The following is a 25877-nucleotide window of genomic DNA, read 5'->3' on the forward strand; positions in this document are numbered from 1 at the left end:
ATTTTAAAAAAATTATTTCACTATTAATTCTAAACCTTTTACCAAAAGAAAATCTACTATTCCTAAAAATATAAATACCATAAAACTAACAAATAATACTTGCTCTGTTTTTTTGATAACTTCTTTTTTTGTAGGCCAAATAACTTTCTTTAATTCTTTTACAGAATCTTTGATATAATTTACAAATTTATTAATCATGATTTTAAACTAAATAATAAAAAACTATAGCTAGAACCAGCTAATCAGTTAATATTATTATAGACATAATAATTAAAAATGTCAATAATGGGGCTAAAAAGCACTAATATACGCACTATCTAGAACCAGATTCTCTATATAATATAGGAGTAATAATATCATTACCCACATTATCTAATAATTCTTTTACGAGTGGAACTATGATATATTGTGGAGCAAAATTGCTTTCATCTATTTTTTTCACTTTAAATCTCAAAGCTGGAACAATAAGTTCTTGATTTTCTTCATTATCATACTTGTAATAATATATATAAATTTGCTCTGGGGTATCTAAATTTAAATCTATACTCTCTTCTGACTGATAATATTGTCTAGAATTTATTCCTCCATTTTGTACAAATTGTAATATTTTATCCTTATCTGTCTCGCAGTCATATAAAGATTTGTCATAATTTTGTAATTTCAAATTCGAAATGGATGCAACTTTTTTATATCTTATATTTACATTAATTATCAAACCAGAAGCTATTCCACCCTGATCATAAACAATTTTATCATTTAAAATCATCGGATAAACAACAGACATTGTCTCTGGAACATAAATTTCTCCCTTATCATCAGTCTGCTGATATATTTTCCATGTATTATCTATATATGGCTTAGAATAAAAATCTAAATTAATATTTTTTTCTTTTATAAAATCATCTACTATTTTTAGAATATCTTCATCACTTGGGATATCAGACATTTTTAAACTATTTGAATATAAATTTGACCATTTACTATTTTCAAAAATAGCAACTGCCCCTTCTTGAAAATTAACATTTACAACATGACCGAATTCGATATTTTCCTCTATAGTAAAATTTTGCAACATAGAATTCTCAAATTTTGATAAATCCAAAAGACCCAAATCAAAACTGTTCAAAAAATCAGGTACAACTAAATTAAATTTTTTATTTCTACTAAAAACATCCATTCTGGAATCTTTTATATCAAAATCATCTCCATTATATACATAATTATAACTTATTCTATCCATTGATGGCATTATCATAGATTTTGTAGCCGGAGATGGTATAGTAACATTATTTATTCCTCCTCTAACTCCTAATTCAGTCACTACTCTGACTTCATCTCTTGCGACATCAGCCACTTGTTCTTGCTGCAATGACAAATTACCAAAAGCTTTATCTTTCAAAGTGTTTATATGTGGAATGAATCCCAAGGCAAAATTATTATTACTATTTTTGTTATTCATAACATAATAACTCAATGGTATTATCAAAATAGTACACAAAGTAGCTCCAATAAAAACATAAACAAATTTTTGAACAAAATTAATATCTGAGTTTTTAATTTCTCTTTTATCCGAAGTTAAATTATTTTTTAATTTAATTGCAAATTTTTTATCAAATTTAATATTTGGCTTCGACTTCAAAAGTTCCAAAACTATATTTTTTATGTCAAATTCATAATTTTTTAATTCAGGATCTATAATATATAAATCTTCTAATATTTTTTCTATATTCATAATATTTTATTTATTAATAATGTTATAAATAAGGCAATCGGCATATCATTTCTAAGCTGTCTAATAACTCTTGAAAATGTCATTTTACAATTATCTTCTGTTTTTCCGATAATCTCCGATATTTCTTTATAAGATAATCCTTCCCAAACACGTAAAATAATAATTTCTCTTTTTTCTTTATCTATTTTTTTTAAATATTCTCTTAATTTTTCCAGTTGTATTCTATTTTCAACATCAATATCAATATTTTCGTCATTTGATAAATCCCATATATCTTCAATATCAAAATTATTTTTTTGTGTTCTAAAATAATCTATTACAGTATTTCTAGCTATTGTATATATCCAAGTAGAAAAACTAGATTTATTTTCATTAAATGTATTTAATTTAGTAAAAACCTTTAAAAATGTAGAACTTGTAATATCTTCTGCAGTTTCCTTGTGATATGTTTTGTAATAAATAAAGTTATAGATCTTTTCTATATAAATATCATATAAATTTCCAAAAGCGTCACTATTACCATTTTTTGCTTTTTGAATTAGATCTAATTCATTTTGATCCATATTTTTCTTGTCCCCATATTCGAGAAAGCTTAATTTACTACCTTCCAATTTTTCAATTCCACTGTATAATATTGTTTTTCAGGATCCTCTATATTATTTCTTTGTAATTTTACTGTAAAACAACCCTCACAATCCATTTTCAAAACCTCAATAACGGTAAGTGAGCTATAACTTGAAATCTCTACTGCTATTTTTGCGGGTCTTTTTAAATCTTCAGTAATTTCCCAATTTCTTGTACATGCCATTATTTCTTCATCATAAGAATATCCAGCTGGATTAAGACATCCATAATCATCTCTCTGTCCACCTATTTGATTAATTTCAGCGTTTTTTATTTCGTTTGAAATTTCTTCTTGTTTTTTTGTGTCATCATTTTGTATTGGCTTCATTTTGTTTTCATCTTTATTAATACTTTGATTCGTTTTGTTTATACATCCACTTACAAAAAGTACCGAAAATACAACAAACATAAATAAAACTATATTTTTTTTCATGTTTTTCTTGCCCCATCTTTATGATGGGATAAATTTATTAATTATATATAAATTCTATCACTTGAAATTTAAAATAACAATTATATATTTATACGAAAAGTATATAAAAAAGTAACCCTCCTTAGATATGTCTAACGAGGGATTAAACTAATAAAAATAGAATAACTTTATAATTTATTTACTAATTGCATTATCTCACTATAATGACTTTCTATGATTTCCGGCTTTCTAAAATTTTTGGCAAATTCTTTGAGTTCATTCATCACTTTTAAAATATCTTCTTTTGTTGGCTTATCAAAATCACCACCAACTTTCACAAAATAATTTATAATCATTTGTCTTATATATTCCTTCTGTGCATTACTTGATTCAACTTGCACATTATCATCTTCAAGCATTACAAACATGTTATCTTCTAATACTTCTTTATGTGCATTATAAAAACACTCTACTATTGCATCTCTAACGTTTTCTGGAGATACTTTTTTATCTGTATCTATTTCATATATTATATTCATAATTTTTACTTGCCCAGCTACTCACCTCTGCGAAACAAGGTATAACTGGATTATTAAATTAATTAAAAATCATAGTTATTTGAAACAATACCATACGCATCTTTTTCAAATCCATTATAAAAATATACCATCATTCCAATAATATTTGAAACTAATATTAAATAAAGAACAAACATTATAGCTTTTTTTCGTGGAAGATCTATCATAAAATTAAAAATTTAAACTTTTGATAAATGAATAATATATTATTGAATATCTCTTATATTTCTTGTTCAATCGCATAACCGTATTATTTTTTTTCTACTATTATAGTACACTCTGTAACAAGTGCTGCAAGAGCACCCACTGCAGCCAAAGCTGGTGCCAAAACTGCACCTACAAAACCTATTGTAAGTGGAATTTCTATAATAGTTTTTCCGGTTTCATTTTTTATAATTATTCTTCTAGCATTACCTTCTTTTACAAGTTCTTTTACTTTTTTAACAATTTCCTTACCAGAAACATGAAATTCTTCTCTTTTTTGATTATTATTTACCATATTTATATTATTTAAAATTATATATATATTGTAACACTTTTTTAAAAAAATATCATAATTACAATTTATACAAAAATAAGCTACTTTTTCATTTTTCCTATCATACAAGATACATATGATTTTGCTTTTTTTGTAAAACTTTTTGCATCACTAGTTCCTGTCTCTGGATATCCCATTTTTGTCAAAATAATTTTTGCCTTTTCTATTTCTCCATCAAAATTTATTATCTGATTTTCTATATCAACACTTACATTTTTGAATCCTGCATTTGTAAGTTTGAAAATTATTCCCGCCTCACATCCACCACATTTAATATTAACGACTTTTATGCTATTCATATTATTAGCTTTCGGATTTTAGATTTCAGCTTTCAGAAATAAATATTTCTCAAAAACTAAAAACTAAAATTTAATTATTTATTTATTCAAAAAAAATTGTTATCTCATATGCATCATCATTTTCTGAAAGTCCAGATGGATTATCTTTTTTAAGTATCAATGCTCCTCTATTGTACAATTCTGGTTTTTTAAAATTCAATTCTGCTTTAAATTTTACGAAGTCTTCGGTCATCCACTCACCCTCTGCTTGTGCTATTCCCTGTGCAATAATTACACCATCCCAATCAGTAAGAACTACTGGAAAACTTGCCTCAAAAAACCAATTACCTCTTGCCTCACCCTCTAAAATAAGTGGACTTTTTATTTTTTCACCTGGGAGTGGGCTAAATAATTTTATCTTATTACTATAGTTATTAGAATCTATATTCATCATATCTTTTAATATTCCATTTTCAATTCCAAGTTGTTTCACAAATAAAACCGATGGTTCTACAGAAAAATCTTCCTTGTCTTTTCTATCAAAATAATTCAAAACAACAAATCCGTCTTTAATAGAAATACTTTTTGTATTTATTCTATCTCCAAGAAATACACCATTTGTTCCAATATAATTATTAGCATTTTTTATAGCAGAGACAACGTAATAAAAAATCCCGCTCCCACCCATTTTTTGAGTAACTATGAAAGCCGAATCATCTATTCCATCACTATTTAAATCTCCAAATACAACATCACCTAAAATACTTACAATCATTTTTGATTTTGAATTGGGTATATTTCCTTCGAAGTTTCCATCTTTTAAAATTATATATTCTCCATTTATATAATATGTTGCATTTTTTGAATCACTTGTTGTATTTAAATTATTATTACTAAACTCACAAACTGGGACACATCGCATAGTACAAATAATATTTGGATCTAAATTATGACGACAAGCTGATTTACATTCAAAAAATAATCCTCCTATATTTTTACAAATATCTTCATTAATCATTTCACATTCATTATATTTACCTATCCAATCTCCACCATTACCGACACAAATCTCTTGTAAATTTTTTCCAAAATCTGAATTTATTTTTTGTGTATTTTTATAATAATAAAAAGTAAATAATATTAAGATTGTTAAAAATACACCAATCGAAATAAATATTTTTCCATGTTTCATATTCTTGTTATTAAATAATTAACACTATAACAGTAAATATAGCAAAAAAATCAATAATAAAGAATACTTACAAACAAATGTTTAAAAAAATAAAAAACCACTGAATTTTACAATTCAGTGGTTTTGTTAAAAATATATATTATTAATTATTGTCCCGTTGTATTTCCATTAGTTTTTTTGATTTGCTGTGTTTCACGAATTATTTGCTTTGCCTCTTGTTTCAAATCATTTTTTAATTCTTTGACATCTGTCTTTATCTGATTTTTTTCCATAATCCTTTTGGTGTTTTGTATTTTATTTTCTATATTCAATTTATTTATTGCATCAATAGCTTGTCTTTTCAAATTTTCATCTCCTGATTTTATATCTTGTATAATTTGATCTTTCTTTATTTTTAATACTTCAATTCTTTGTTGTTTCTCTTCTTTTATTTGCAACCTTAATTGTTCTAATTCTACTTTCGCTTCTTCATTTCCAGATTTTATTCCTTGAATCAAATCTCTTGTTTCTAATCTTATCTGTTCTCGCTCCATCCTCTTTTCCTCTATAGCATTTTTGGTATCTAAAATTTTTTGTTTTACATCTTCTGGAATATTTACATTGTTTTGTATCTTTTCCAAAAAAGTATCTTTTTTCTCTGCCAACTTATCTCTAAAAATTTGAAACTGTTCTAATTTATCTACTGGAATTTTGTCTTCCAATTTTTCCAAAACTTTTTCTGTGTTTAATTGGTGTGTTGCTAGATTTTTTAATAATCTTGATTTTTTATCATCAATATTGTCAAATAATTTATCTTTATTTTCTTCTATTTTTGCAATATGCTCATTTGCTGTTTCTATCATTTTTTGAGCTTTTTCCTGAACTTTTGGATTATCACTTTGCTCAGCTATAAAATTTGCAATTTTTATTTTTTCCTCTGCATATTGAAGTCTTTTCTCTGCTTTTTTTAGCTTGTCAAAAGTAAATGTAATAGATAAATTTTTTTTGAAATCTTTCCACAAAAGTCCAAGTCCACCTGGAATATTTTTTGGTTCTTCAATTGTTAAACCATCTAAATTTTCTAATTCTGTATTTACCGACTCTTCTAAAAGAATAGCATTATCAACAATATTCTCTATATCTGAATTTGTTGAAGATTCAAGTATAATTTGATCTGTATTTGAACTTGTTGTGGTAGTACTTTCTTGTGCAAACATAATACTATAAAACAAACATGATACAAAAAATGCACAAATTAAAAATAAAAATTTTATTTTTTTCATATATATTATTAAATGATTAATACCTTAATTATAACAAATCCAAATACAATTAAACAGTTGTATTGTTTGTATTATGAGCTTTATCTTTTAACAAATAAATTCCCAAATATGAAAGTGGTGTATAAAGCACTCCCATCAAAACTTTGTATATATACCAAGGAATACTCATAAGGAGTATTGTTTTAACAGAATAAATTCCAAGAAAAGCGACAAACATAAAAATAAGAGAGTCAATTGCCTGAGACCATAGATTGGATAAATTTGATCTTAGCCAAAAATACTTACATTTTAACTTGTCTCTAAAAAAGAAAAATGAAAAAACATCCTGGTAAGATGCCATTACAAATGCCAAAAGCGATGCAATTGACATTCTGAGCGAAATTCCAAACATAGAATTATAAGAATCTTTTGCCCAAAGTCCACCTTGTGACCATGGAGTATAAATTGAAATCACAGAATAAAACATAAACAAAACTATTGATACAATACCGGCAAACACAAAATTCTTTGCCATTTTTTTGCCAAATACTTGTCCTATTACATCTGTTGTAATAAATACAAATGGAAAAAAGAAGACAGCAACAGATAAATGCGTTCCAAACAAAAATGGCATAATTTTTAATCCTAAAGTATTTGAGGCAAAAAGCGAAACAATATATAAAGTAAGTGCTATTAATAATTTAAAATCTCTTTTTTGATCTTCCATAATAAAAAATTAATTGTGAATTAAATAAAATTAAAATTAAATAAAAAAATTACAACATATATTTTTTATTGCTAATTAATATACTTATTTTCGCATATTTTCTGATATTAAGCAAAAAACATCACCAAGTCAAATAACTCAGTGCAACAGGTAGAATGACTTAGTGAAACAGGTTGTATAACCTGTTGACAAAATATTGTAATCATTGTAAACCTAAGATATCTTTCAAAATATATTATATCTCAGGAGGAGATAATGAAAACTACACTCATTCTCATAATGATCCTAATAGCTACCATGGCTTTTGGTAGCATTAGATTCATTGCTACAGAAACAATTAACCAAACTGTCAGAGTCCAACAAACAGTTGTACTTATGCAATTTATGGTTGATGTGACACCTTCATCCACGGAAATAGATACATTATTTTCTATTACTATTGTCCCAAATGGAATTAATGTGTCTGGAATAAGCAACATCGGCATATCAAATGGAACACATTTTTTACAAATACAGGTTGTTCCAGATAGCACAAGGCAAAGAATTGATATTATCTTTTCTAATCCCATCGTTGTGTCTCAATATTTAAATACCAATCTGATGGTACAGGCAACAGCATGTTCTGAAAATGAATGGTTTATATTCTCTTTAATTGAGGCGCAAACCTCTGCTACCGAAACATGGGGATTGCCAATATCAGGAAGTTGGATACAGGTGGTAAATGTTATTGGAAATGTATTAAATGTACCAACCCAATTTCCAACAATTCAGTCAGCTATTTATGCGGCTTCAGTTGGCGATACAGTTCTTGTTGACGAAGGAATATATTATGAGAAGTTGAATTTTTGGGGAACTGGAATTACCGTGATGTCAAACTTTGGAATAAATCACAATGAAAGTTCGATTCAAAATACCGTAATTTCTGGTATCGGAGGATTAGCTGAAAGCATAATAAGATTTTATCCTGGAACTCAATACCAGAATGACACACTATTAGGATTCCGAATTATCAATGGAAATGCCAATTTAGCTCCCAATGACAGCTATGGAGGAGCACTAAGAATTATTTATTCCTCTCCAATAATAAAAAATTGCATAATTATGAACAATTATGCAAATTCCTATGGAGGAGGAATATATATTCAAAACGGTCATCCAAGATTACAAAACTGTCTAATAGCTGAAAATTATTCAAATAATGGTGCTGGTATATGTGTTCAACAAGGATCTGTTGAAATCATCAATTGCACTATAACGAATAATATAGCTAGGTCTCCTCAAAATTCAGTTATTTTTGGGGGGCTATATTTATCCTCTGGAAGTAGGGCTGTAATTGGCAATTCAATTATCTGGAACAACAAAAAAGCTTTCACAAATACTGGATATGAAGAAGCGGCTAATGTAGGATTCTGTTTTGCTTTTACAGCGGATACATTAATTGTTGTATGTAGCGATATACAGGGTGGGGTAAATGCCATCGACACAGAAAACAATGGAACAATCCATTGGTTAGACTGGAATATCGATGAAGATCCAGAACTTGATCAGGATTACAAACCTGAAATCGGATCTCCATGTATTGATGCAGGTCACGATCTGTTTTATTGGAATGGTGTGCAAATTATTAATTTGTATCCCAACCAATATTATGGAAATAGCCCAGACATGGGATTTTGGGAAACATACCCTGTTTCCAATAATGATTCTATTATTCCCATTGCCAATATTCCTGTTTTAAACCAAAATTATCCAAATCCCTTCAACCCGGAAACAACCATCAGCTTCAATCTGCCAAAAGCTGGCGAAATGTCCTTACAAATATTTAATATCAAGGGACAACTGATAAAGACACTATTTAACGGCCAGAAATTTACTGGCTCTCACCAGATTACCTGGAATGGAACAGATAACTCCGGCAATTATGTCGCCAGTGGTGTTTATTATTACAAGATGCGAACCGGAAAGTATTCATCTACAAAAAAGATGATACTTATGAAATAACTTCTTCATTCGTCTCATTGTTGAGTTTAGCTCGACGGTAAGATGATGAATACAAAACCTTGAAAACTCTAAGTCAGCAATTGACAAAGGGTTTTCTTTTTTTTACAAAGCACTCCCGGAGTGACTCACTCCCGGGATGGAATTAAAATAGAGAAAATTTTATACTATATAATAAGGAATCTATTTCAATCTAATAAAATATAAATAGTCGAAAAAAATCTAGCCTAGCTAGATTTTTTAATTTATAATTTTTATATAATTTATATAAATATGGTAAAATAATAAATGATAAAATAATAAATAGATTATAATATATAAAAAAATATGAATACAACAACAGATATAATATTATTAATTATTTTATTTATAATACTTGGAATAAGTGCTGACTTTGCCGTAAAAAATATAAAAAATATTTCCAAAAAACTTGGAATAAAAATTTTTACTCTTGGAATAATTCTTGGAATAATGACATCTTTTCCAGAAATGATACTGGGAATAAATGCTAGTATAAAAAATATATCTAATATATCTGCTGGAAATTTATTTGGCGGAATAATGGTTTTATTTGGACTTATACTGGGAACAAGTCTTATTTTAAATAAAAAAATAAAAACTAATGGAAAATCTTTTGAATTATTACCTCAAATTTCTTTTATATTTTTTCCCATACTACTAGGTTTGGATGGAAAATTTAGTATAATTGATGGAATATTTATAATAATTTCTTATGTATTATTGTTATTTTATCTTTATAAAAGAAATAAAAAAGATGAACAAGGAATACAAATATCTTTTATAAAAGAACAAAAAATTACAAAATATATTTTTATTATAATAATATCCATAATAATATTATTATTTACCTCGGATATCATAATAAGAATATCTACTGACTTATTAAACAAAACAAATATAAACCCATTTGTAATTGGACTTATAATGTTTTCAATAGGAACAAATTTGCCAGAAATAATAATAACACTTACTTCTTGGCGCAAAAAAAATTCAGAACTATCATTTAGTCATATAATGGGTTCCGCTATGGCAAATATAATGATATTAGGACTTATAAGTATAATAAAACCAATAAATATAATTGTAGATAATTCATATATAATGCTTATACCATTTATTGCACTTATATTAAGTCTTATTGTATTGTTTTATAAAACAGGAAAAATATTAAGTAGGATAGAAGGTATATTTTTAATTTCTTTATATGTATTATTTGTTTATTTAAATATTTTTATAAACAAACTCTGGTAAAATATTATCTACCAACCGCCTCCTCCGCCGCCACCTATTCCACCACCAGAAAATCCTCCACCACCTATTCCACTGCTATTATGAGGTGCACTAGAAACACTTGATACAATACTATTCAAACTTTTTGTAAAAGAATCCAAATTTGAAAAATTGAAATTATTTCCAATATACCATACTGGTAATATTGAATTGAATTTTTCTTTTCCGTAGATTTCTTTCATTTTAGAAACCCAAAGTCCTGTCATACCAAAAACGATTGCATATGGCAATAATTTTTCAAAAATATTTTCTTTTTCATAAAATCTTTGACGATCTTTTTCTGCTGTTTCCATATACAATTTCAATCCTTTTATTTTCCATAAAATTTCTGTTCCTTTTTGTGTTTTTTTTGGCATAATAATAGAAAAAAGTATAAATATAATTCCAGTAGGAATAGAAGCAATTATAAATGAAATAATTCCTAAAACTACAAAAATCAATTGCCATTTAAATCCATGCCTTTCAATATATCCTAATTCTATTAATTTTTCTTTTACATTTTTTTTGAGTTTAGCGACGTCTTTATAAAATTTATCTTTCAAAGAAGAAATAACAACAGAATCTTTGTAATCAAACAATTTTACCAATAATTCTCTTTCATTGGAGCTAAGAGATTTTTCTACTTTTTCATTTTTTATTCTATGCAGTATATAATCCTTTTTTTTCATAACAATATAATTTTTTTCTGTTTCTTCTATTTTCAAAATTCCTTTTACAGCAAAATTTATAATTGAAGCAGTAATAAAATTATTTTTCAATTTTCCTTGTTTCCATAACGTTCCAAATAACATTGGATCCAAATTATCTGGAATATCATATTCAGCTATAATAGTTCTATCATCTTTCGGATCATTCCCGTGTTTTTTCCAAATAACAAAACAAAATATTATAGCAATAATTGGTAAAATAAAATTAAAAATAATTGGAAGTAATGTAAAAACTACAAAATCAAATTTATCACTCATTAATTCTTGATTATACAATTCTTCACTCAGTTGAGCTGGAATAAAAATATTTTTTGGCATTGCAATAGAAACTGTAATTCCATTATTTTTTGGAATTATTTTTGTAGAATTAAACTCCAAAGTATTATCATCAAACCAATTGTAAATTGCTAAATCTTTATTTTTTGAATTTTGTAAACCTGTATAATAATCAATTTTTACATCATTTTTGTTGATTTCTTTTGGTAAAAAAATTTTTGCACTAAAATTATCAATTTCTAAATCCCAAAAATTTCCCAAAATGTTGTAGTAAAATTCATCAAATTCATTTTGATTGTAAATTACGTTTTGAACTTTATATATAATTTTGTAGTAATTTGTCCCTTTTACTTCTATATTTGCATCACCAATTTTCCATGTAATAGTTTTGTTTTTGCCATCTTTTATCGTTTGATATTTATATGGATTATTATCAAAATCAGTAATACTTATTAATTCAACTGGAGTTTGAATAATCTTTTCTCCTGTATTTATTTGCGTTCCTAAAACACGAAAAATACCGTGTTTGTCACTTGCATTTCCACAATCAGCAGTAATATATTCTGTAATAAGTGCAGATGAATCAGTATTCAATTCAATTTCAATTCTAAAATCATGAATATACCAATAATTTACATTTTCTTTTGCAAAAACAAAATTTGGTAAGAAAAAAAATAATGAAATTACAAAAACAATTATTTTTTTAAACATATTTTTGTTTATTAAAATTATATAGTTTTTATCTACAAAACAATTATATCAATATTCAAAATTATCACAAATTTTTTTCAAAAATAAAAAGAAGAAAATAAAAAAACACCTTATAAAGATGTTTTTTTATATACAAATATTTTTTAAAATTAATATTTTACAAAATATTTAATCTTTGCTTTTGCCTTTAAGTCACTTATCAATGCTTCTACTTCGGTACTAAATTTATCATTCATCAATTGATTTCTAACTTGTTCATTAATCATTGCCTCTTGTCCACTTTGTACTTCAATTTCATTATCTGTTATGTACTTAGCTATTTCTTGCTCTGTAATAACTACTTTATCTCCGATTAGCTTTTCAACTTGTTTCTGGAGTATAATTTGTTTTTTTAAATCATCCATACTCATACCCTGTGTATTAAGCGCTTCGTTAATTGTACTACCTTGTGCAGAAATTTGATCTTCTATTGTTTTTATTTGCGTATTTACATCTTCATCACTTACAACAATTTTTTTTGCTTTTGCTTCATTTTGAATCAATTTTTCTGTAATAACAGAATCCAATAAACTTTTTCCTGATGCTTTTTCAAGCTTAGAAATAAGAGATAAACGACTTATAGAAATTCCATCTACAGTAGCTGCAACAAATAAACTTCTTGAAAAATAAGCCAAAACTCCAAGAACTATAATTATTACAACAATAACAATAGTTTTTACATTAACTTTTATTGCTATTTTTTTGTGCTCTTTTTTTTCTGTCTCTTGTTTAATTTCTGGTGTACTTGTTGGTTCTTCTTTTATGATTTCTTCTTCCATAAAATTTGTTATTAATATTTATTTTTAAAAATTCAGTACTATAATAATCTCATATTTTGAAGCAAAAATCAACAAATCAAATCATAAAAAATATCCTAAAACAAAATTCATAAAAATAAACTATAAATTTTACAAAAATTATTATTTTTTAATATCTTGTACTGGCAAAGCATCTCTTAATTGAATACTTTGTATATTTATACTTCCATCTGAATTTGCACTTCCAAAAACCATTACTTGTTTTCCACTTACTAAATCATCTTTTATTCCTTCTGTACTTTTACTAATTGTTGTACTTGCCGTAAAAAATCCTATTTTAGATCCACCATCATTAAGCTTCATAGTAATACTTTTGTCGTCTTTTGAAAGTATTTCTCCATTTATCGCAGATCCATTTCCTTGTCCAGTTCTTTTTGTATTTCCAATTTGACTTCCCATTCTATTATTGTCAAAATTCATTGGTATATTTTTTACTACTTTTGTTTTTCCATAACTTAATCCGGCATAAAATGCTCCCCCACCAACAATCAAAATTACCAAAATGATTAATAATATTTTTTTGTTCATATTTTTTTCACTTCGCTTAAAGCGAAATTGTTAATTATTATTTTTATTATATATTATAAATATTATTCATATCTTAAGGCGTCAATTGGATTTAATTTTGCTGCACGACTTGCAGGATAATAACCAAATATAACTCCAATGGCAGTAGATACTCCAAATGCTAAAAGAATAGAAAGCAGTGTTGTCTTTGTAGTTATAGAACCAAAATAAGACAAGCCCCAAGATATTCCAAATCCAAGAACAATACCGATAAGTCCTCCAATAATTGTAAGTGCAATTGCTTCAATCAAAAATTGATTACTTATATCTTTCCTTTTTGCGCCTATTGATTTTCTAAGTCCTATTTCTCGTGTACGTTCTGTAACATTTGTAAGCATCATATTCATAATTCCAATTCCACCAACGATAAGAGAGATTCCTGCCACAGAACCAAGCAACATTGTAAATGTTTTTGCAACGCTTGATGCTGTTTCAGCAATATCTGCTTGGTTTAATGTTCTAAAATCAGCCAAATTTGGATCGCTAATATTATGTCTAGTAAGTAATAATTGTGTTATTTGTTCTTGAACTGATGTAAGAGAATCAGCATCATAGGCTGAAACACTAATAGATGATAAATATTCATCTTTTGATAAAAATCTCTGTGATGTAGAAAGTGGAATAAAAATCATGTCATCTTGACTTCCAAAGCCAGAACCACCTTTTGATTTTGTGATTCCAATTATTTGGAAACTAATTTTATTTATTTTAATTGTCTGCCCAATAACATCAGAATCCGCTACATCTTCACCAAAAAGGTCATCTCTTACAGTAGGACCTATTACAGCAACTTTTGAAGAGTTTTCATTATTAGAATCTGTAATAAAATCGCCACTTGCAATCTCTAAATTTTTTACAGTTGCATACGCAGATGTTATCCCATAAATTTGAGAGTTTGTATTAGTACCTTTTGCTGTCACCTGATATCTTGAAAAAATTTCTGGAGATACAGCTTTTACATAAGAGACTTCATTTATTATTGCATCTGAATCAGATAATGTTAGTGATTTGGCAGAACCCATAGCAGACCTCACCATTCCAGATTTTTGTGACCCCGGATAAACAGTTATTAAATTTGATCCAATCGATTCTATGTTTGATGTAATAGAATTTTGCGCACCTTGTCCAATTGAAAGCATAGCTATAACAGAGCTTATTCCAATAACAATCCCTAAAATAGTAAGAATAGATCTTGCTTTATTAGCCGAGAGTGCAAAATATGTTTCTTCTAAAATATCTACTATTTTCATAAAAATTTTTTTATTTTATTTTTGTATCACTTTCTATTAGACCATCTCTTATAAAAACAACTCTATCTGCATGACGCGCCACATCTGGTTCATGAGTAATTAATATTATTGTTTTTCCTTGTTCTTTATTTAATTTTTTAAAAGTATCAAGTACAATTTCACCTGTTTTTGTATCAAGATTTCCAGTTGGCTCATCTGCCAAGACTAAAGACGGATCATTTACAAGTGCACGAGCTATAGCTACTCTTTGAATTTGTCCACCAGATAGTTGATTTGAAAGATGAGAAAAATGTTCTTCGTCAAAACCCGCAGCATTCAATGCTTTTTTTGCGATTTCTTCTCTTTTACTTTTTTCTATTTCAGCATATACAAGTGGCAACATTACATTTCTAAGCACTGTCGCACGTGGCAACAAATTAAATGCCTGAAAAACAAATCCTATTTTATTTTTTCTAATATCAGTAAGTTCATCATCTGATAAAGTTGACACATCCTTACCACCTAAAAAATACTTACCACTCGTTGGCGTATCAAGAGCTCCTATTATATGCATCAAAGTTGATTTTCCACTTCCTGATGGACCCATGATAGCAATATATTCACCTTCTTTTATTTCAAAACTAACACCTTTTAAAGCTGTAAACCCATCTTCTCCTAAGTTATATGTTTTTATTATATTTTCTAATTTAATCATATTGTTTTATCTCATCATAGGTGGACCATCATCGCCACCAAGTATACTTTTTGTTGCATTAGTTGATGATTTAGTAGAAGAGCTAGAGTTTGAAGAACTCGATTTAGAAGAATTTATTGTTTTTGTAATTATTAAATCTCCTTCGCTAAGACCTGAAGTAATTTCAACTGATGTATCATCTGAGATACCAGTTTCTACTATTTGTTGTTTTGGTATTTTTGTCAAAACTATTCCCACACTATCAGATACACCTACATTTTCATCTGGTATTTCAACATATTTTACGTTATTCTTTGTCTTAACCGCACTACTTGAAACAACAATTATATCTTGTTTTGAGTTTATAATAATAGATGCACTTACACTCATTCCTGGTTTTATCCTTTCGTCTTGAGTATCAAAATTTATTTTTACATTATAACTAACAACATTTGAACTAGAAGATCCTATTGAAGCAACTTCTACAACTTCTCCAGTAATACTTAAATCCTCCACTGCATCAAATGTGAGTGTTGCTTTTTGTCCAACTTCAATTTGAGAAATATCTACTTCATTCAAAGAAACTTCTGCAATTTGTTTTCCAGTTATAAGTGTTGCAATTGAAGTCCCAGAAGAAACATCGTCACCTTTTTTAGTAGTTACTTCAGCAACAATTCCATCAAATGGAGCTTTGATAGTATAATCAGTTAATTGTTCATATGCATCATTTAAAGTATTTTGTTTTTGTTGTACAAATAATTCCTGAGCTTTAATATCTAATGGATCAGTACCATTTTCTAAATCTTTTAATAATTCTGTTTTTTCTGTAATAGTTCTATCGGCATCTGTAAGTGCTTCTCTATTATCTTCAAACGATCTTTGAATTGTAGAAAGAGTTGATAAATGACTATTTATTTTAGAAATATCCGAAGATAAACTGGTTTGATATTCTGATACACTTGTAAAAACTTCTAAATCATCTTGGATTCTATAATCACTCCAAGCACTTAGATAATTATTTTCACTTTTTGCAGCTTGAGAAATAGATTTTACCGCTTCTAGTGTCTTATTTAGCAAATCTTCTATCACTTTATTACTAGAATATCTTGTTGATTTTTTGTAATTATCAAAGCTACTATCATATTTCAAACGAGCCGTACTATAATCTTTTTCAGAAGATTTTTGAAATGTCTCCAACTTATTTTTATTAAGAAAAGAATCTATTGTACTTATCAAGGCATCAGAATTATTTTGACCATCCCACACAGTTATTTCATTCTCACTAATTTCACTACTATGTAAAATATTATCTAAATCAGTAATAATATCAGGCATATCTAAAAAGGCACTTGAAATAGAATTGTAAGCATCTTCATAAGTATTATCAATATTATCTTGTGCATTTTGCTTTGCCTCTTTTGCTTGATCTAAGGCATTTTGAGCTTGTAACAAAGAAATACTATCTGCAGATTTTTTTAATTTATCCAAAGAAATTTTTGCAGAATCCAAATTAGCTTTAGCATCTCTAACGGTTTTTTGGATGTCAGATGAATCAATTTTTGCCAAAACATCTCCTTCTTTTATTACTTGACCATTTTTTAAATTTAGATATACAACCTCCCCTGAAACCTTTGGTTTGAGTTCTATTTGATTTGAATCAGACACTTGTCCTGTTCCAGAAATAGAAGATACAATATTTCCTTTTTCTACTTTAGAAATGACATAGGAAATTTCTGCATTTTTTTTATTGGTTTGATATTTGTTATAAAAAAAATAAGATATTCCAATAATAACTATAAGTACTATTATCAAAAATATTTTATGTTTTTTAATGTACTGAACTTGTTTATTTAACATAATTTATTTATAAATATTTATTATTTATTTAATTGGTGGTAGTCCTGGCTGATTTGGAATATTTAATTGTGACATTTCTGGTTTTGGCATTGTTCTAATAAGATTTGCTTCTATTTGACCTTTATCATTTGCGTCTCCTATAACAACAATTATATCTCCAACTTTTAGGTCAGAAATTTTGATTGTATCTTTGAAACGTACTATTGAACTATTATTTTTTGTTATTACAATTTTTTCTACATTGTCCTTTCCTTTTACTATAATATTTTCTCCATCAATTTTTATAATTTCCCCAACAGTACCATGGGAATCAATAAAATCTCTATTAACAAAATCCTCTCTTTCTAGATCATTCATAAAGCCACCACGTGGTCCTGCAAAATTTTTGTGATAATTTTCCCCCCATTGATATGAAAAATTGGCTTTTTGAAAACCAACCATAACTCCTAATCTAAAAACCAACAAAAGAATAATAAATACAAATATTCCCAGCGTTACAAATTTAAATGTTTTTGATTGAAATAATTTATCAATATCCATAAATTTATTGCCAAGTCTTTATGACTAGGTTTAATTATTATGTGAAAAAACAAATCTTATATCCTTACTTAAAAATCTAATAGATTCTAACAAAACAAATACAACTCCAAAAAACATTATTACGCTTATTATCGGTAGAGATTCCAAAAGTATCAATACAAAACTTTGCCAATATTTTACAACAACTTTTGAATCTGAAAAAATCAATAAGAAAAATTGGAAAAATCCAGATTGTAAAAAATCTAAATAAAGTAATTTTATTACTGGGATAAGAGCTATTAGAGATCCTAAAAATAAAAACAAAAAAATAAAGAATCTACGTCTTGCAAAAGCTTTTTGTTTTGAGTTCACATTAGTAAGTATTTTTTTGTATAAATCTGTATTTGGTTCAAATACCTCTAAATTACTAAATAATTTATTAATGTTTTTGTCCATATTATTAATACGATTAAAGAATGCAATTTGGTGCATTCTAAATTTATTTTAATAAGTTTCTTAATATTATTATTCCTCGTCTATATCTACTCTTTACAGTATCAATAGGTTCTTTCAAAATTTCAGATATTTCTCTAAATGTCATTTCTTCAACATGATGCAATATAATAACCGTACGATATGAAAGTGATAATTTAGAAATTGCATTATTTAATAATTCTTTTAAATCTTTCTTTTCTAATATTTCATCTGGAATTAAATCTTCGTCTTTTATTGTTTCAAGTAAAATATTGTCACCTTCCTCATTATCAAATTCAGAAAAAACAAAACTCTTTTTTTTCCTAAGAAAGTCTATTGCGGTATTTTTAGCAATTACAAAAAGCCAAGATTTAAAATTTTTATCTTGGTTAAATTTTTTAATATTTTTCCACATTTTTACAAATATGTCCTGAGTTATATCCTCTGCTTCTGTTTTGTTGTAAACAAAATTATAAACAAAGTTATAAATATTTGAAAAATAATTTTTGATAAGAATATCTAGAGATTCCTTATCACCTTTTATATATTTTTTTATTAGCTCAACATCTTCTTGATTTTCCATATATAACCTTAATTAAAATCAGTATAACACTAATCAAAAAAACAGAAAATATTACTCCAAATAATATTCAAAAACAATACCAAATCAAGATATAAAACTTGATTGTTTTTTATGAACTTTGGGACTTTTTTCACTTTCAAATTTTTTAGAAAGAGATAAAAGCTCTTTTTCAAATGCAAAAACTTGTGGATTTAATTTGTAGGCCATATCATTTATTCCAAGCAAATATAATCCTTTTAAACTAATAAGACGCGACAGGGCAACATAACCCATTCCATAACCAAAAGACTTACTCAAATCTATTTCTGCAGATTCAAGTGTCATTCCTTGACTCTTGTGAACAGTAATAGCATACGCCAAGCGAAGTGGAATTTGATTTATTTTTGCTAAAATTTTGTCTTCACCATCAATAGTCCAACTATCTTGAGCCACGAGAATTTCTTCTCCAGAATTCAAGCGAACAATAGGAAAACCAGTTTCATCAAAACTAACAACTATACCAGTACTTCCATTTATATAAATAGCTTTCTCATTTTTAAATTTATTTTTTACAAACATAACTTGTGCACCTTTTTTTAAAACCAATTTTTCTGGTGCCAAACAATTTTTCTTCAAAGATTCTACCAATTTTTTTTCTCCATCACTTGTCATATTATAAATAAACTCAGGTGCTGATATCTTTTTTAATTCAGAACTATTTATAATATCAACATCAACATTGTGAGTAAAAAGTCTTATTGGTCTAATTTTGTTTTTTATTTTTTGGTTCATTCTACTTTTTAACAAATCAACTATTTCAGAATTAATATTATTTTCTCTCAAACTTTTTAAAACATGTGTCATGTCTTTGTCATTTTGACGATGCTGTTCATTTAGATAACAAATACGCAAATCCATATCTTTCCAAGCATTAGATTTGTAAACAAATTCTATTTCTTCAACTCCTGGAGATATTGGAGGAAGCTGAAAAAAATCTCCTGACATAATTACCTGAATTCCACCGAAAGGCAAAAAATTTTTTTTGAAAGCCTGACAAACCAAATTAATCATATCTAGTCGATGAGCATGTAACATAGAAATTTCATCAATTACCAAAACTTCAACTTTTTCAAATTGTTTTTTTAAATATGATCTTTTGGTAAGAGTGGTAATATCTTTTTTTGTCAGTTTATCCTTAATTCCTATTCCAGCCCAAGAATGAATAGTGCGACCACCAATATGGGTTGCTGCAATACCAGTTGAGGCAGTTATTGCTACTGCAACTCCATTTTTTCTAAGATGCCCAATATATTGATTTAACAAGTACGTTTTACCACTTCCTGCAGGTCCTGTTAAAAGAACATTGTGACCTAATTTTAATATAGCTAAAGCTTCATGTTGTTTCATATCTTAATAGTATACTCTAAAATGTTGCAATTTAAAAAATAGTACTTGTAAAAACAAAAAACACTGCTTTTTGCAGTGCTTTACAAAATTAATAATAAATACTACTGTAAATATATAAAAAACCCACGAGGAGGATGTGATGGGTAAATTATTTAAAAAGTCACTTTTTATAAGCTTTTTCAAAATACTTCATACTTTATTTGGCAATACACCTAAAAACGATGACTTGAAAGATGTAGATAATTACAATGGAAGACATGATCCGCTTAAAAAGTTTCTAAATTGGGGACAAAGAAAAATTTACTAAAAGAGCTCGTCTAATACGAGCTCTTAAAATTTATCATTTAAAATAAATGTGATAAAATAATTATATGATTATAGATAGTCACCTACATATTTCAACAACTAATAAAAGTAAAACATTTGCCATAGCAAAAAAAGAACTTTTATTAGAGATGAAAAAAAATAAAGTAAATCAAGTAATAGTTATTCCTGATAACGTAAAGAATCCCTATTGCGCTGACCTTGATATAGTTTCTAAACTCATTAAAAATGATTATAGATTTTTTATGATAGCGACATTAAAAATTGATTCTGTTAATAAAAAAAATATTGCAAAAATAGAAACATTATTTAAAAATAAAAAGGCTATTGGTTTTAAAATATTTCCTGGACATGATCCAATATATCCTACAGATACAAGATGGTTTCCTATTTATAAATTATGTGAAAAATATAATATACCATTAATTATTCATACCGGAATAAATAGCAATAATAAATCTGTTGCAAAATTTAATGATCCTAAATATATTATAAAAGTTGCCAATAAATTTAAAAATTTAAAAATAATAATTGCCCATTATTTTTGGCCAAAATTAGATTATTGTTTTGAAAAAACAAATGGATTTGATAATATATATTTTGATTTATCTGCACTTGCAGATGAAGAAGTTGTTAAAAAAAGTGGTGGGATAAAAAAAATACGACAAATATTATTAAAAACCCACAAACGCAAACCAGATAGCTTGTTATTTGGAACAGATTGGCCAATGTGTAATGTTACAAAACACATTGATCTTGTAAGATCACTTCCAATATCATCAAAAGAAAAACAAAATATATTTTTTAAAAATACTAAAAAAATATTTAATCTTAAATAATAAAACTGTTTAGATCAATTTGAAACGGATTTCTCTAGCTATATTAATTAAATTGATTTTTTTATTTTAAAGTTTTTCGTGATCAAATTCCTTCATATCAATATAAAAAATAATGCCGGAGATGAAATATTTTCTCCGGCATTGTTATAATTAAGTGCGCTCACTATTTTTTGATAATTCTAAGTGCTGCGCGTTTCTTTCTTCTGATCTTTTTTACGACCAGCTTTTCAACTCTCAGGCTATCCATAACGGCCTTACACTTGCTCATAGCTCACCTCCTTTTTCTAAATTTGATTTCAGTCTATTGACTTTAATAAGCTTTTTGTAATTGTTTGGTCCATCTGGAAATTTTGTAATACCATCAACTAAAATATAAGTTTTTAGTATTTTTGCAAAGAATCCGTCTGTGATATTTCCAAACAAAGCAATTGCTCTTTTGTGAAATTCTTCATTAAATTGATTGTTTAAAGAATAATCACAATCCATATGAAGTACTAAATAAATATTATCACCTTCAGTAGCGAAATTCAATGGATACATTCTACACACAAGTGGTCTATTAGACCTAACTGTGCACCTCCTGTTTTTGTACCACGGACACTTTGGTTTTACTTGTTCAATATCAATATTTTCCTTACCCTGAAAAGGATTCACGAAATTACTAATATCATTAACTTGTAAAATCTCAACACCCGCTTTCATTAAGACGCTTACTTCTTGCTGCAACAACCAAATATAACCAGCACAATCATCATATTTACAATTCTTACACACATTGCTGATATCAAAGAATAGGTCATCCAGAGCATCATACAGTTCTTTTAAACTTTTAATCATGATTAACTCCAATTTCCTTTGGTAAGGACACAATCTTTATCTACATTAAGATATACTACAATATTATTATATACATAAATACTATAGCAACAATTACCTTGTGGAATTTTCCACTGCTTAGATACCTCAAGCATCTTAGCTCTACAATTATGATCATTAATATTTGTAAGCATTCTTTTTGGTGTGTTAATTGCAATTTCTGAACATGGATATATAGACCCATTATAACTCAGATAAACAGATGATAAGTCCAAACCACAAGACGATTCCATAACAAATCCATCATTGTCGTACTGAGTAGCGAAAGTTTTAAATACTTCTTTTTCCTCAGTGTTCATGATAAATCTATGACAATTATCTTTGGCTCTTCCAATAATATTAATTTCAGAAATATGGACTCTTTTTGCGCCAATAGAAAAAGCTAAGTCCACTATATTCCCAAGTTCTTTTAAGTTATATGACGATACAGTTATGTAAACTGTTACGGATCCACAAGATTTCAATAGATCTATAGAACGAATAGCACGAAAAAAACTTCCATGACCTCTTAATTTATCATGCATTGTTTCCGATGAACCATCTAGACTTATTCCAAATGATTTAATATACATAGATAATTTATTAGTAATATGTTGGTCCACTAAAAAACCATTCGTAAGTAATCCTAATGAAATATTTGATTTATGCATATATTCCACTAGATCAAAAAAATCTTCCCTAATTAATGGCTCCCCACCAGTTATCATGACATTACCGCATCCTAAATCCTTCATTACATCTATACATTGTATAGCTTGATCAGTTGTTAATTCATCTCTTAACAAAGCTCCACATTTTGTTAAGCAATGCCTACAAGATAAATTACACCTTCTAGTAATTTCCCAATGCCATTCATTGAATATTTTTGAATCATTATGCATGACACCCTCCATTACACCTCTGAAATAGCATTAATCAGGATTAATTTAGAGATAAAAGACCTCACCTCTTTCTCTTTTATAATACCGGAAAACTTCCTGACCAAATCTAATTCATTACATTCTTTAAGTTCAATTAATAACTTAAGTATTTTAATCGCATGCTTATTGATTTCAATAGTTTGATAACGCGTTATCAAATACTTTTCCTTGTAAACTAAGTTGAGTTTCGTAAATCTATCCACAACAAGATTTCTGTATTGAACTGGAAATTCTACTGATAATTCTCTATGAGGTAATTGACTTACCCTATTTAAAGGATTCTTTGACCCCCTTATAGCATAATCAACACAATATCCAGAAGAGCAACTACAATCTACCTTACACCCACAAAGACAATCAGAAAGAATCGGACAAGACCTACACGGCTCTATAACCCAAGATAAATTCCGAAATTCATCTAACTGTTTCTTTTTCCAGATATCTTCGATTGCTTCTGAGAGTACATTACCATAAACTATCTGAGACTGATTACAGATTCTCAAGTCTCCATCTGGGTTAACAGCTGCAAATGTAAAACCGACTCCACAATTTGCAAACATATTTTCACTAATAAGACGTTCATCAAGACAATATGGGATTGCTGTCCCAAAACCAACTGGAATTTTAAAATCATCTCTTGCTTGAATCATTTGAGAGAGAGCTACCTTGAATTGTTCCAAAGATGGTTTGAGTTGCTTTGAGTATTGATTACCAAGTCCACCATCCTCAAAACGATCAACAAAAACACTCTCCATGTTTAATTCTTTTGCTAAACCGATAATTTCATAAATCTGATTAAAATTCCATGCTGTAAGCACAGGAATACAACGAACATCAAATCCAGATTGAACATAATATTTGATAGTTTCTATTGCCTTCATGTAACCACCGCTAATAAGAGTGTGGCGCTCATGCGTTTTTTCATTTCCATGAATTGGTACACCAATACAAGCAAAGTTTTTTGACAAACCCTTTAACGTTATTAAGCCATTGGTAACTATAGTTATAGATGAACGTTCCGATAAAAAATCTACATATTCATTTAATTGTTGAACCCCTAAAATAGAAGGCTCTCCCCCAATTAAATATACATGTGGAATGTTTGACTGATAAATAGATTCTACTATTCTATCAATCTTATTCTTATCAAACGGTTGCATACTTCTTTCCGGATTATAACAAAACACACATCTTCCGTTACAGGCATATGTTGTTTCAATATGCACAAGATGCGGAATACTTGGTATATGCATTTTTTTCATAATATCACCTTCCTCGTGAATTTTTAGATTGCATAATTTCTAAAATAGCATCAATGGAATCATCCTTAGAAGAACGATTTCTCTTTTCTTTATGACATTTAATACACTTATGGGTAATAACATAATGCATTGATTTAACTTCAACATCAATTGGCTCCATTAAACCTCCGCATTTATTTTCTCTATCACCTGGATTATTATCCACGTGCTTGCTATAAAGACAACTTGGACAATGATTAGTATAGCCATTACCAGCTACACTTTTACCACAATATTCACAGGTAAAGTCTTCCCTATTACGAGTAAACCTCTTCATTTTTCCTCCATTTATTTTATTTTGTATTTCAAAGATCTAATAAAAACTTTTAAAGCCTTCATAAAACACTACAACAAAAAAAGACTTTGGGCAAGTTCTAATATTATTATGTAAAACGAGTGAATTACTCCACTCAAAACAAAAAGACGTCTTAAAATAAAACGTCTCTTATGCTCTAATATGTGATTTTCGACGCAACCCCGTCTTCGCCTACGGCTACGCCGAGGCAGGCCGGTTGCTCGAAAAAAGAAATGCTTGGCTTCCTACTCCGATTCAGTGCCCCACATTAGCAATCTTTAAGGGCTTTTATAAGTATAAATTAAATGAAAAAATGACGCAAGTCGATAGGGTTAAAAAGACAAAATGAGACAAATGAGACACGATAAGTGATTTTTTGTATTACTTGACAAAATATAAATAAATCAGTATAAATGAATTATACAAATTTTATAAAAAATATGTTGCAAAATGACCTATTTTATTATAGGGTTATCATTATAAGATAAAAATAAAATATCTATCCAATAAGGGGGATAAAATGAAAGAAAAACTATATATCGCAAACGATGTAGAGTGCACTGGACATATACTCAGCGTACATAGTGTTATTTCTTGGGGTGCTTGTATTATTACCCCAGAAAAAATTTCTTATAATGAAAAAATTCGTCGTGGACTAACATTTTATGTCGAATTTAAACCGCAATCGAATTACTACGAACTTGAAGCTATGCGCGTAGGATGCGTTGGACTTAAATGTATAAAAAATATGCTCAGTGATGCCAGATACGATACAACTTCACAGCTATTTGAACCAAAATTAATATTCGAAGCTTTAGAAAAATATGGTGA

Annotated in this window: 30 protein-coding genes; 5 read left to right on the forward strand and 25 right to left on the reverse strand. The window is 27.8% G+C overall.

The features are described from left to right. Nucleotides 1-12: 12 nt before the first annotated feature. From secE to PHZ07_04060, 11 genes are all read right to left on the reverse strand, one after another. Complete coding sequence (secE, locus tag PHZ07_04010) at nucleotides 13-198, reverse strand: preprotein translocase subunit SecE (protein ID MDD3284731.1); 186 nt, start codon at nucleotides 196-198, stop codon at nucleotides 13-15. A 115-nt stretch (nucleotides 199-313) separates the two neighbouring features. Further along, a complete protein-coding gene (locus tag PHZ07_04015; GenBank protein ID MDD3284732.1) occupies nucleotides 314-1732 on the reverse strand; it encodes a hypothetical protein in 1419 nt (472 codons plus the stop codon). Then, nucleotides 1729-2295: a sigma-70 family RNA polymerase sigma factor gene (locus PHZ07_04020; GenBank protein ID MDD3284733.1), complete on the reverse strand. Its 567-nt coding sequence runs from the start codon at nucleotides 2293-2295 to the stop codon at nucleotides 1729-1731. The genes PHZ07_04015 and PHZ07_04020 overlap by 4 nt, the downstream gene beginning before the upstream one ends. Before the next feature lie 29 nt (nucleotides 2296-2324). Then, nucleotides 2325-2789 carry a hypothetical protein gene (locus tag PHZ07_04025; GenBank protein MDD3284734.1) on the reverse strand — a complete coding sequence of 155 codons (465 nt, stop codon included), beginning with the start codon at nucleotides 2787-2789 and terminating at the stop codon, nucleotides 2325-2327. Nucleotides 2790-2956: 167 nt separating this feature from the next. Then, a complete protein-coding gene (locus PHZ07_04030) occupies nucleotides 2957-3307 on the reverse strand; it encodes a hypothetical protein (GenBank protein ID MDD3284735.1) in 351 nt (116 codons plus the stop codon). A 62-nt stretch (nucleotides 3308-3369) separates the two neighbouring features. Further along, a complete protein-coding gene (locus PHZ07_04035) occupies nucleotides 3370-3513 on the reverse strand; it encodes a hypothetical protein (GenBank protein MDD3284736.1) in 144 nt (47 codons plus the stop codon). An 83-nt stretch (nucleotides 3514-3596) separates the two neighbouring features. After that, nucleotides 3597-3845, reverse strand: coding sequence for a DUF4342 domain-containing protein (locus tag PHZ07_04040; protein ID MDD3284737.1), 249 nt, complete (start codon nucleotides 3843-3845; stop codon nucleotides 3597-3599). A gap of 80 nt (nucleotides 3846-3925) precedes the next feature. Next, nucleotides 3926-4183: a heavy metal transporter gene (locus PHZ07_04045; protein MDD3284738.1), complete on the reverse strand. Its 258-nt coding sequence runs from the start codon at nucleotides 4181-4183 to the stop codon at nucleotides 3926-3928. A gap of 82 nt (nucleotides 4184-4265) precedes the next feature. Next, on the reverse strand, nucleotides 4266-5354 hold the full coding sequence (locus tag PHZ07_04050; protein MDD3284739.1) for a Gmad2 immunoglobulin-like domain-containing protein: 1089 nt from the start codon (nucleotides 5352-5354) through the stop codon (nucleotides 4266-4268). A 146-nt stretch (nucleotides 5355-5500) separates the two neighbouring features. Then, the gene (locus tag PHZ07_04055) at nucleotides 5501-6616 is read right to left on the reverse strand and encodes a DUF5667 domain-containing protein (protein MDD3284740.1); all 1116 of its coding nucleotides are present in this window, start codon (nucleotides 6614-6616) and stop codon (nucleotides 5501-5503) included. A gap of 49 nt (nucleotides 6617-6665) precedes the next feature. Beyond that, nucleotides 6666-7322, reverse strand: coding sequence for a queuosine precursor transporter (locus PHZ07_04060; GenBank protein ID MDD3284741.1), 657 nt, complete (start codon nucleotides 7320-7322; stop codon nucleotides 6666-6668). 255 nt (nucleotides 7323-7577) lie between these two features. Here PHZ07_04060 and PHZ07_04065 point away from each other — a divergent pair, with 255 nt between their 5' ends. Both PHZ07_04065 and PHZ07_04070 read left to right on the forward strand, forming a co-directional pair. Beyond that, complete coding sequence (locus PHZ07_04065; protein MDD3284742.1) at nucleotides 7578-9323, forward strand: FlgD immunoglobulin-like domain containing protein; 1746 nt, start codon at nucleotides 7578-7580, stop codon at nucleotides 9321-9323. Between the two features lie 324 nt (nucleotides 9324-9647). Further along, complete coding sequence (locus PHZ07_04070; GenBank protein MDD3284743.1) at nucleotides 9648-10592, forward strand: hypothetical protein; 945 nt, start codon at nucleotides 9648-9650, stop codon at nucleotides 10590-10592. A gap of 8 nt (nucleotides 10593-10600) precedes the next feature. Here PHZ07_04070 and PHZ07_04075 read toward each other — a convergent pair whose 3' ends face one another. From PHZ07_04075 to PHZ07_04120, 10 genes are all read right to left on the reverse strand, one after another. Further along, nucleotides 10601-12325 carry a DUF2207 domain-containing protein gene (locus tag PHZ07_04075; GenBank protein ID MDD3284744.1) on the reverse strand — a complete coding sequence of 575 codons (1725 nt, stop codon included), beginning with the start codon at nucleotides 12323-12325 and terminating at the stop codon, nucleotides 10601-10603. 149 nt (nucleotides 12326-12474) lie between these two features. Next, nucleotides 12475-13143 (reverse strand): SurA N-terminal domain-containing protein, encoded by a 669-nt coding sequence (locus PHZ07_04080; protein ID MDD3284745.1) that lies wholly within the window; start codon nucleotides 13141-13143, stop codon nucleotides 12475-12477. 141 nt (nucleotides 13144-13284) lie between these two features. Continuing rightward, nucleotides 13285-13710 (reverse strand): hypothetical protein, encoded by a 426-nt coding sequence (locus PHZ07_04085; protein MDD3284746.1) that lies wholly within the window; start codon nucleotides 13708-13710, stop codon nucleotides 13285-13287. 62 nt (nucleotides 13711-13772) lie between these two features. Continuing rightward, complete coding sequence (locus tag PHZ07_04090; GenBank protein ID MDD3284747.1) at nucleotides 13773-14999, reverse strand: ABC transporter permease; 1227 nt, start codon at nucleotides 14997-14999, stop codon at nucleotides 13773-13775. Between the two features lie 10 nt (nucleotides 15000-15009). Next, nucleotides 15010-15693 carry an ABC transporter ATP-binding protein gene (locus PHZ07_04095; GenBank protein MDD3284748.1) on the reverse strand — a complete coding sequence of 228 codons (684 nt, stop codon included), beginning with the start codon at nucleotides 15691-15693 and terminating at the stop codon, nucleotides 15010-15012. A 6-nt stretch (nucleotides 15694-15699) separates the two neighbouring features. After that, nucleotides 15700-17529, reverse strand: coding sequence for an efflux RND transporter periplasmic adaptor subunit (locus tag PHZ07_04100; protein MDD3284749.1), 1830 nt, complete (start codon nucleotides 17527-17529; stop codon nucleotides 15700-15702). Nucleotides 17530-17553: 24 nt separating this feature from the next. Then, nucleotides 17554-18069 carry a hypothetical protein gene (locus PHZ07_04105; GenBank protein MDD3284750.1) on the reverse strand — a complete coding sequence of 172 codons (516 nt, stop codon included), beginning with the start codon at nucleotides 18067-18069 and terminating at the stop codon, nucleotides 17554-17556. A 30-nt stretch (nucleotides 18070-18099) separates the two neighbouring features. Then, entirely contained in the window at nucleotides 18100-18504 is a 405-nt protein-coding gene (locus tag PHZ07_04110) for a hypothetical protein (GenBank protein ID MDD3284751.1), read from the reverse strand. 43 nt (nucleotides 18505-18547) lie between these two features. After that, nucleotides 18548-19105: an RNA polymerase sigma factor gene (locus PHZ07_04115; protein MDD3284752.1), complete on the reverse strand. Its 558-nt coding sequence runs from the start codon at nucleotides 19103-19105 to the stop codon at nucleotides 18548-18550. A gap of 84 nt (nucleotides 19106-19189) precedes the next feature. Then, nucleotides 19190-20491 (reverse strand): PIF1 family DEAD/DEAH box helicase, encoded by a 1302-nt coding sequence (locus tag PHZ07_04120; protein MDD3284753.1) that lies wholly within the window; start codon nucleotides 20489-20491, stop codon nucleotides 19190-19192. Between the two features lie 139 nt (nucleotides 20492-20630). Here PHZ07_04120 and PHZ07_04125 point away from each other — a divergent pair, with 139 nt between their 5' ends. Together PHZ07_04125 and PHZ07_04130 are read left to right on the forward strand one after the other, a co-directional pair. Next, nucleotides 20631-20798, forward strand: a complete 168-nt coding sequence (locus tag PHZ07_04125) for a hypothetical protein (GenBank protein ID MDD3284754.1) — start codon at nucleotides 20631-20633, stop codon at nucleotides 20796-20798. A 64-nt stretch (nucleotides 20799-20862) separates the two neighbouring features. Continuing rightward, entirely contained in the window at nucleotides 20863-21654 is a 792-nt protein-coding gene (locus PHZ07_04130; protein MDD3284755.1) for a TatD family hydrolase, read from the forward strand. 264 nt (nucleotides 21655-21918) lie between these two features. Here PHZ07_04130 and PHZ07_04135 read toward each other — a convergent pair whose 3' ends face one another. From PHZ07_04135 to PHZ07_04150, 4 genes are read right to left on the reverse strand one after another with little or no spacing between them, the layout of a single operon-like run. Next, complete coding sequence (locus tag PHZ07_04135; protein MDD3284756.1) at nucleotides 21919-22491, reverse strand: YkgJ family cysteine cluster protein; 573 nt, start codon at nucleotides 22489-22491, stop codon at nucleotides 21919-21921. A 2-nt stretch (nucleotides 22492-22493) separates the two neighbouring features. Beyond that, on the reverse strand, nucleotides 22494-23411 hold the full coding sequence (locus PHZ07_04140; GenBank protein ID MDD3284757.1) for a radical SAM protein: 918 nt from the start codon (nucleotides 23409-23411) through the stop codon (nucleotides 22494-22496). Nucleotides 23412-23422: 11 nt separating this feature from the next. Next, on the reverse strand, nucleotides 23423-24712 hold the full coding sequence (locus PHZ07_04145; protein ID MDD3284758.1) for a radical SAM protein: 1290 nt from the start codon (nucleotides 24710-24712) through the stop codon (nucleotides 23423-23425). Between the two features lie 4 nt (nucleotides 24713-24716). Further along, nucleotides 24717-25028, reverse strand: coding sequence for an RNHCP domain-containing protein (locus tag PHZ07_04150; protein MDD3284759.1), 312 nt, complete (start codon nucleotides 25026-25028; stop codon nucleotides 24717-24719). Nucleotides 25029-25566: 538 nt separating this feature from the next. Between PHZ07_04150 and PHZ07_04155 the strand changes: the two genes are divergently transcribed. Beyond that, a partial coding sequence (locus PHZ07_04155) for a hypothetical protein (protein ID MDD3284760.1) occupies nucleotides 25567-25877 on the forward strand: 311 nt, incomplete at its 3' end.

It is taken from the genome of Patescibacteria group bacterium (assembly GCA_028692545.1).
In the GTDB taxonomy this organism is placed as follows: domain Bacteria; phylum Patescibacteriota; class Patescibacteriia; order UBA1558; family S5-K13; genus STD2-204.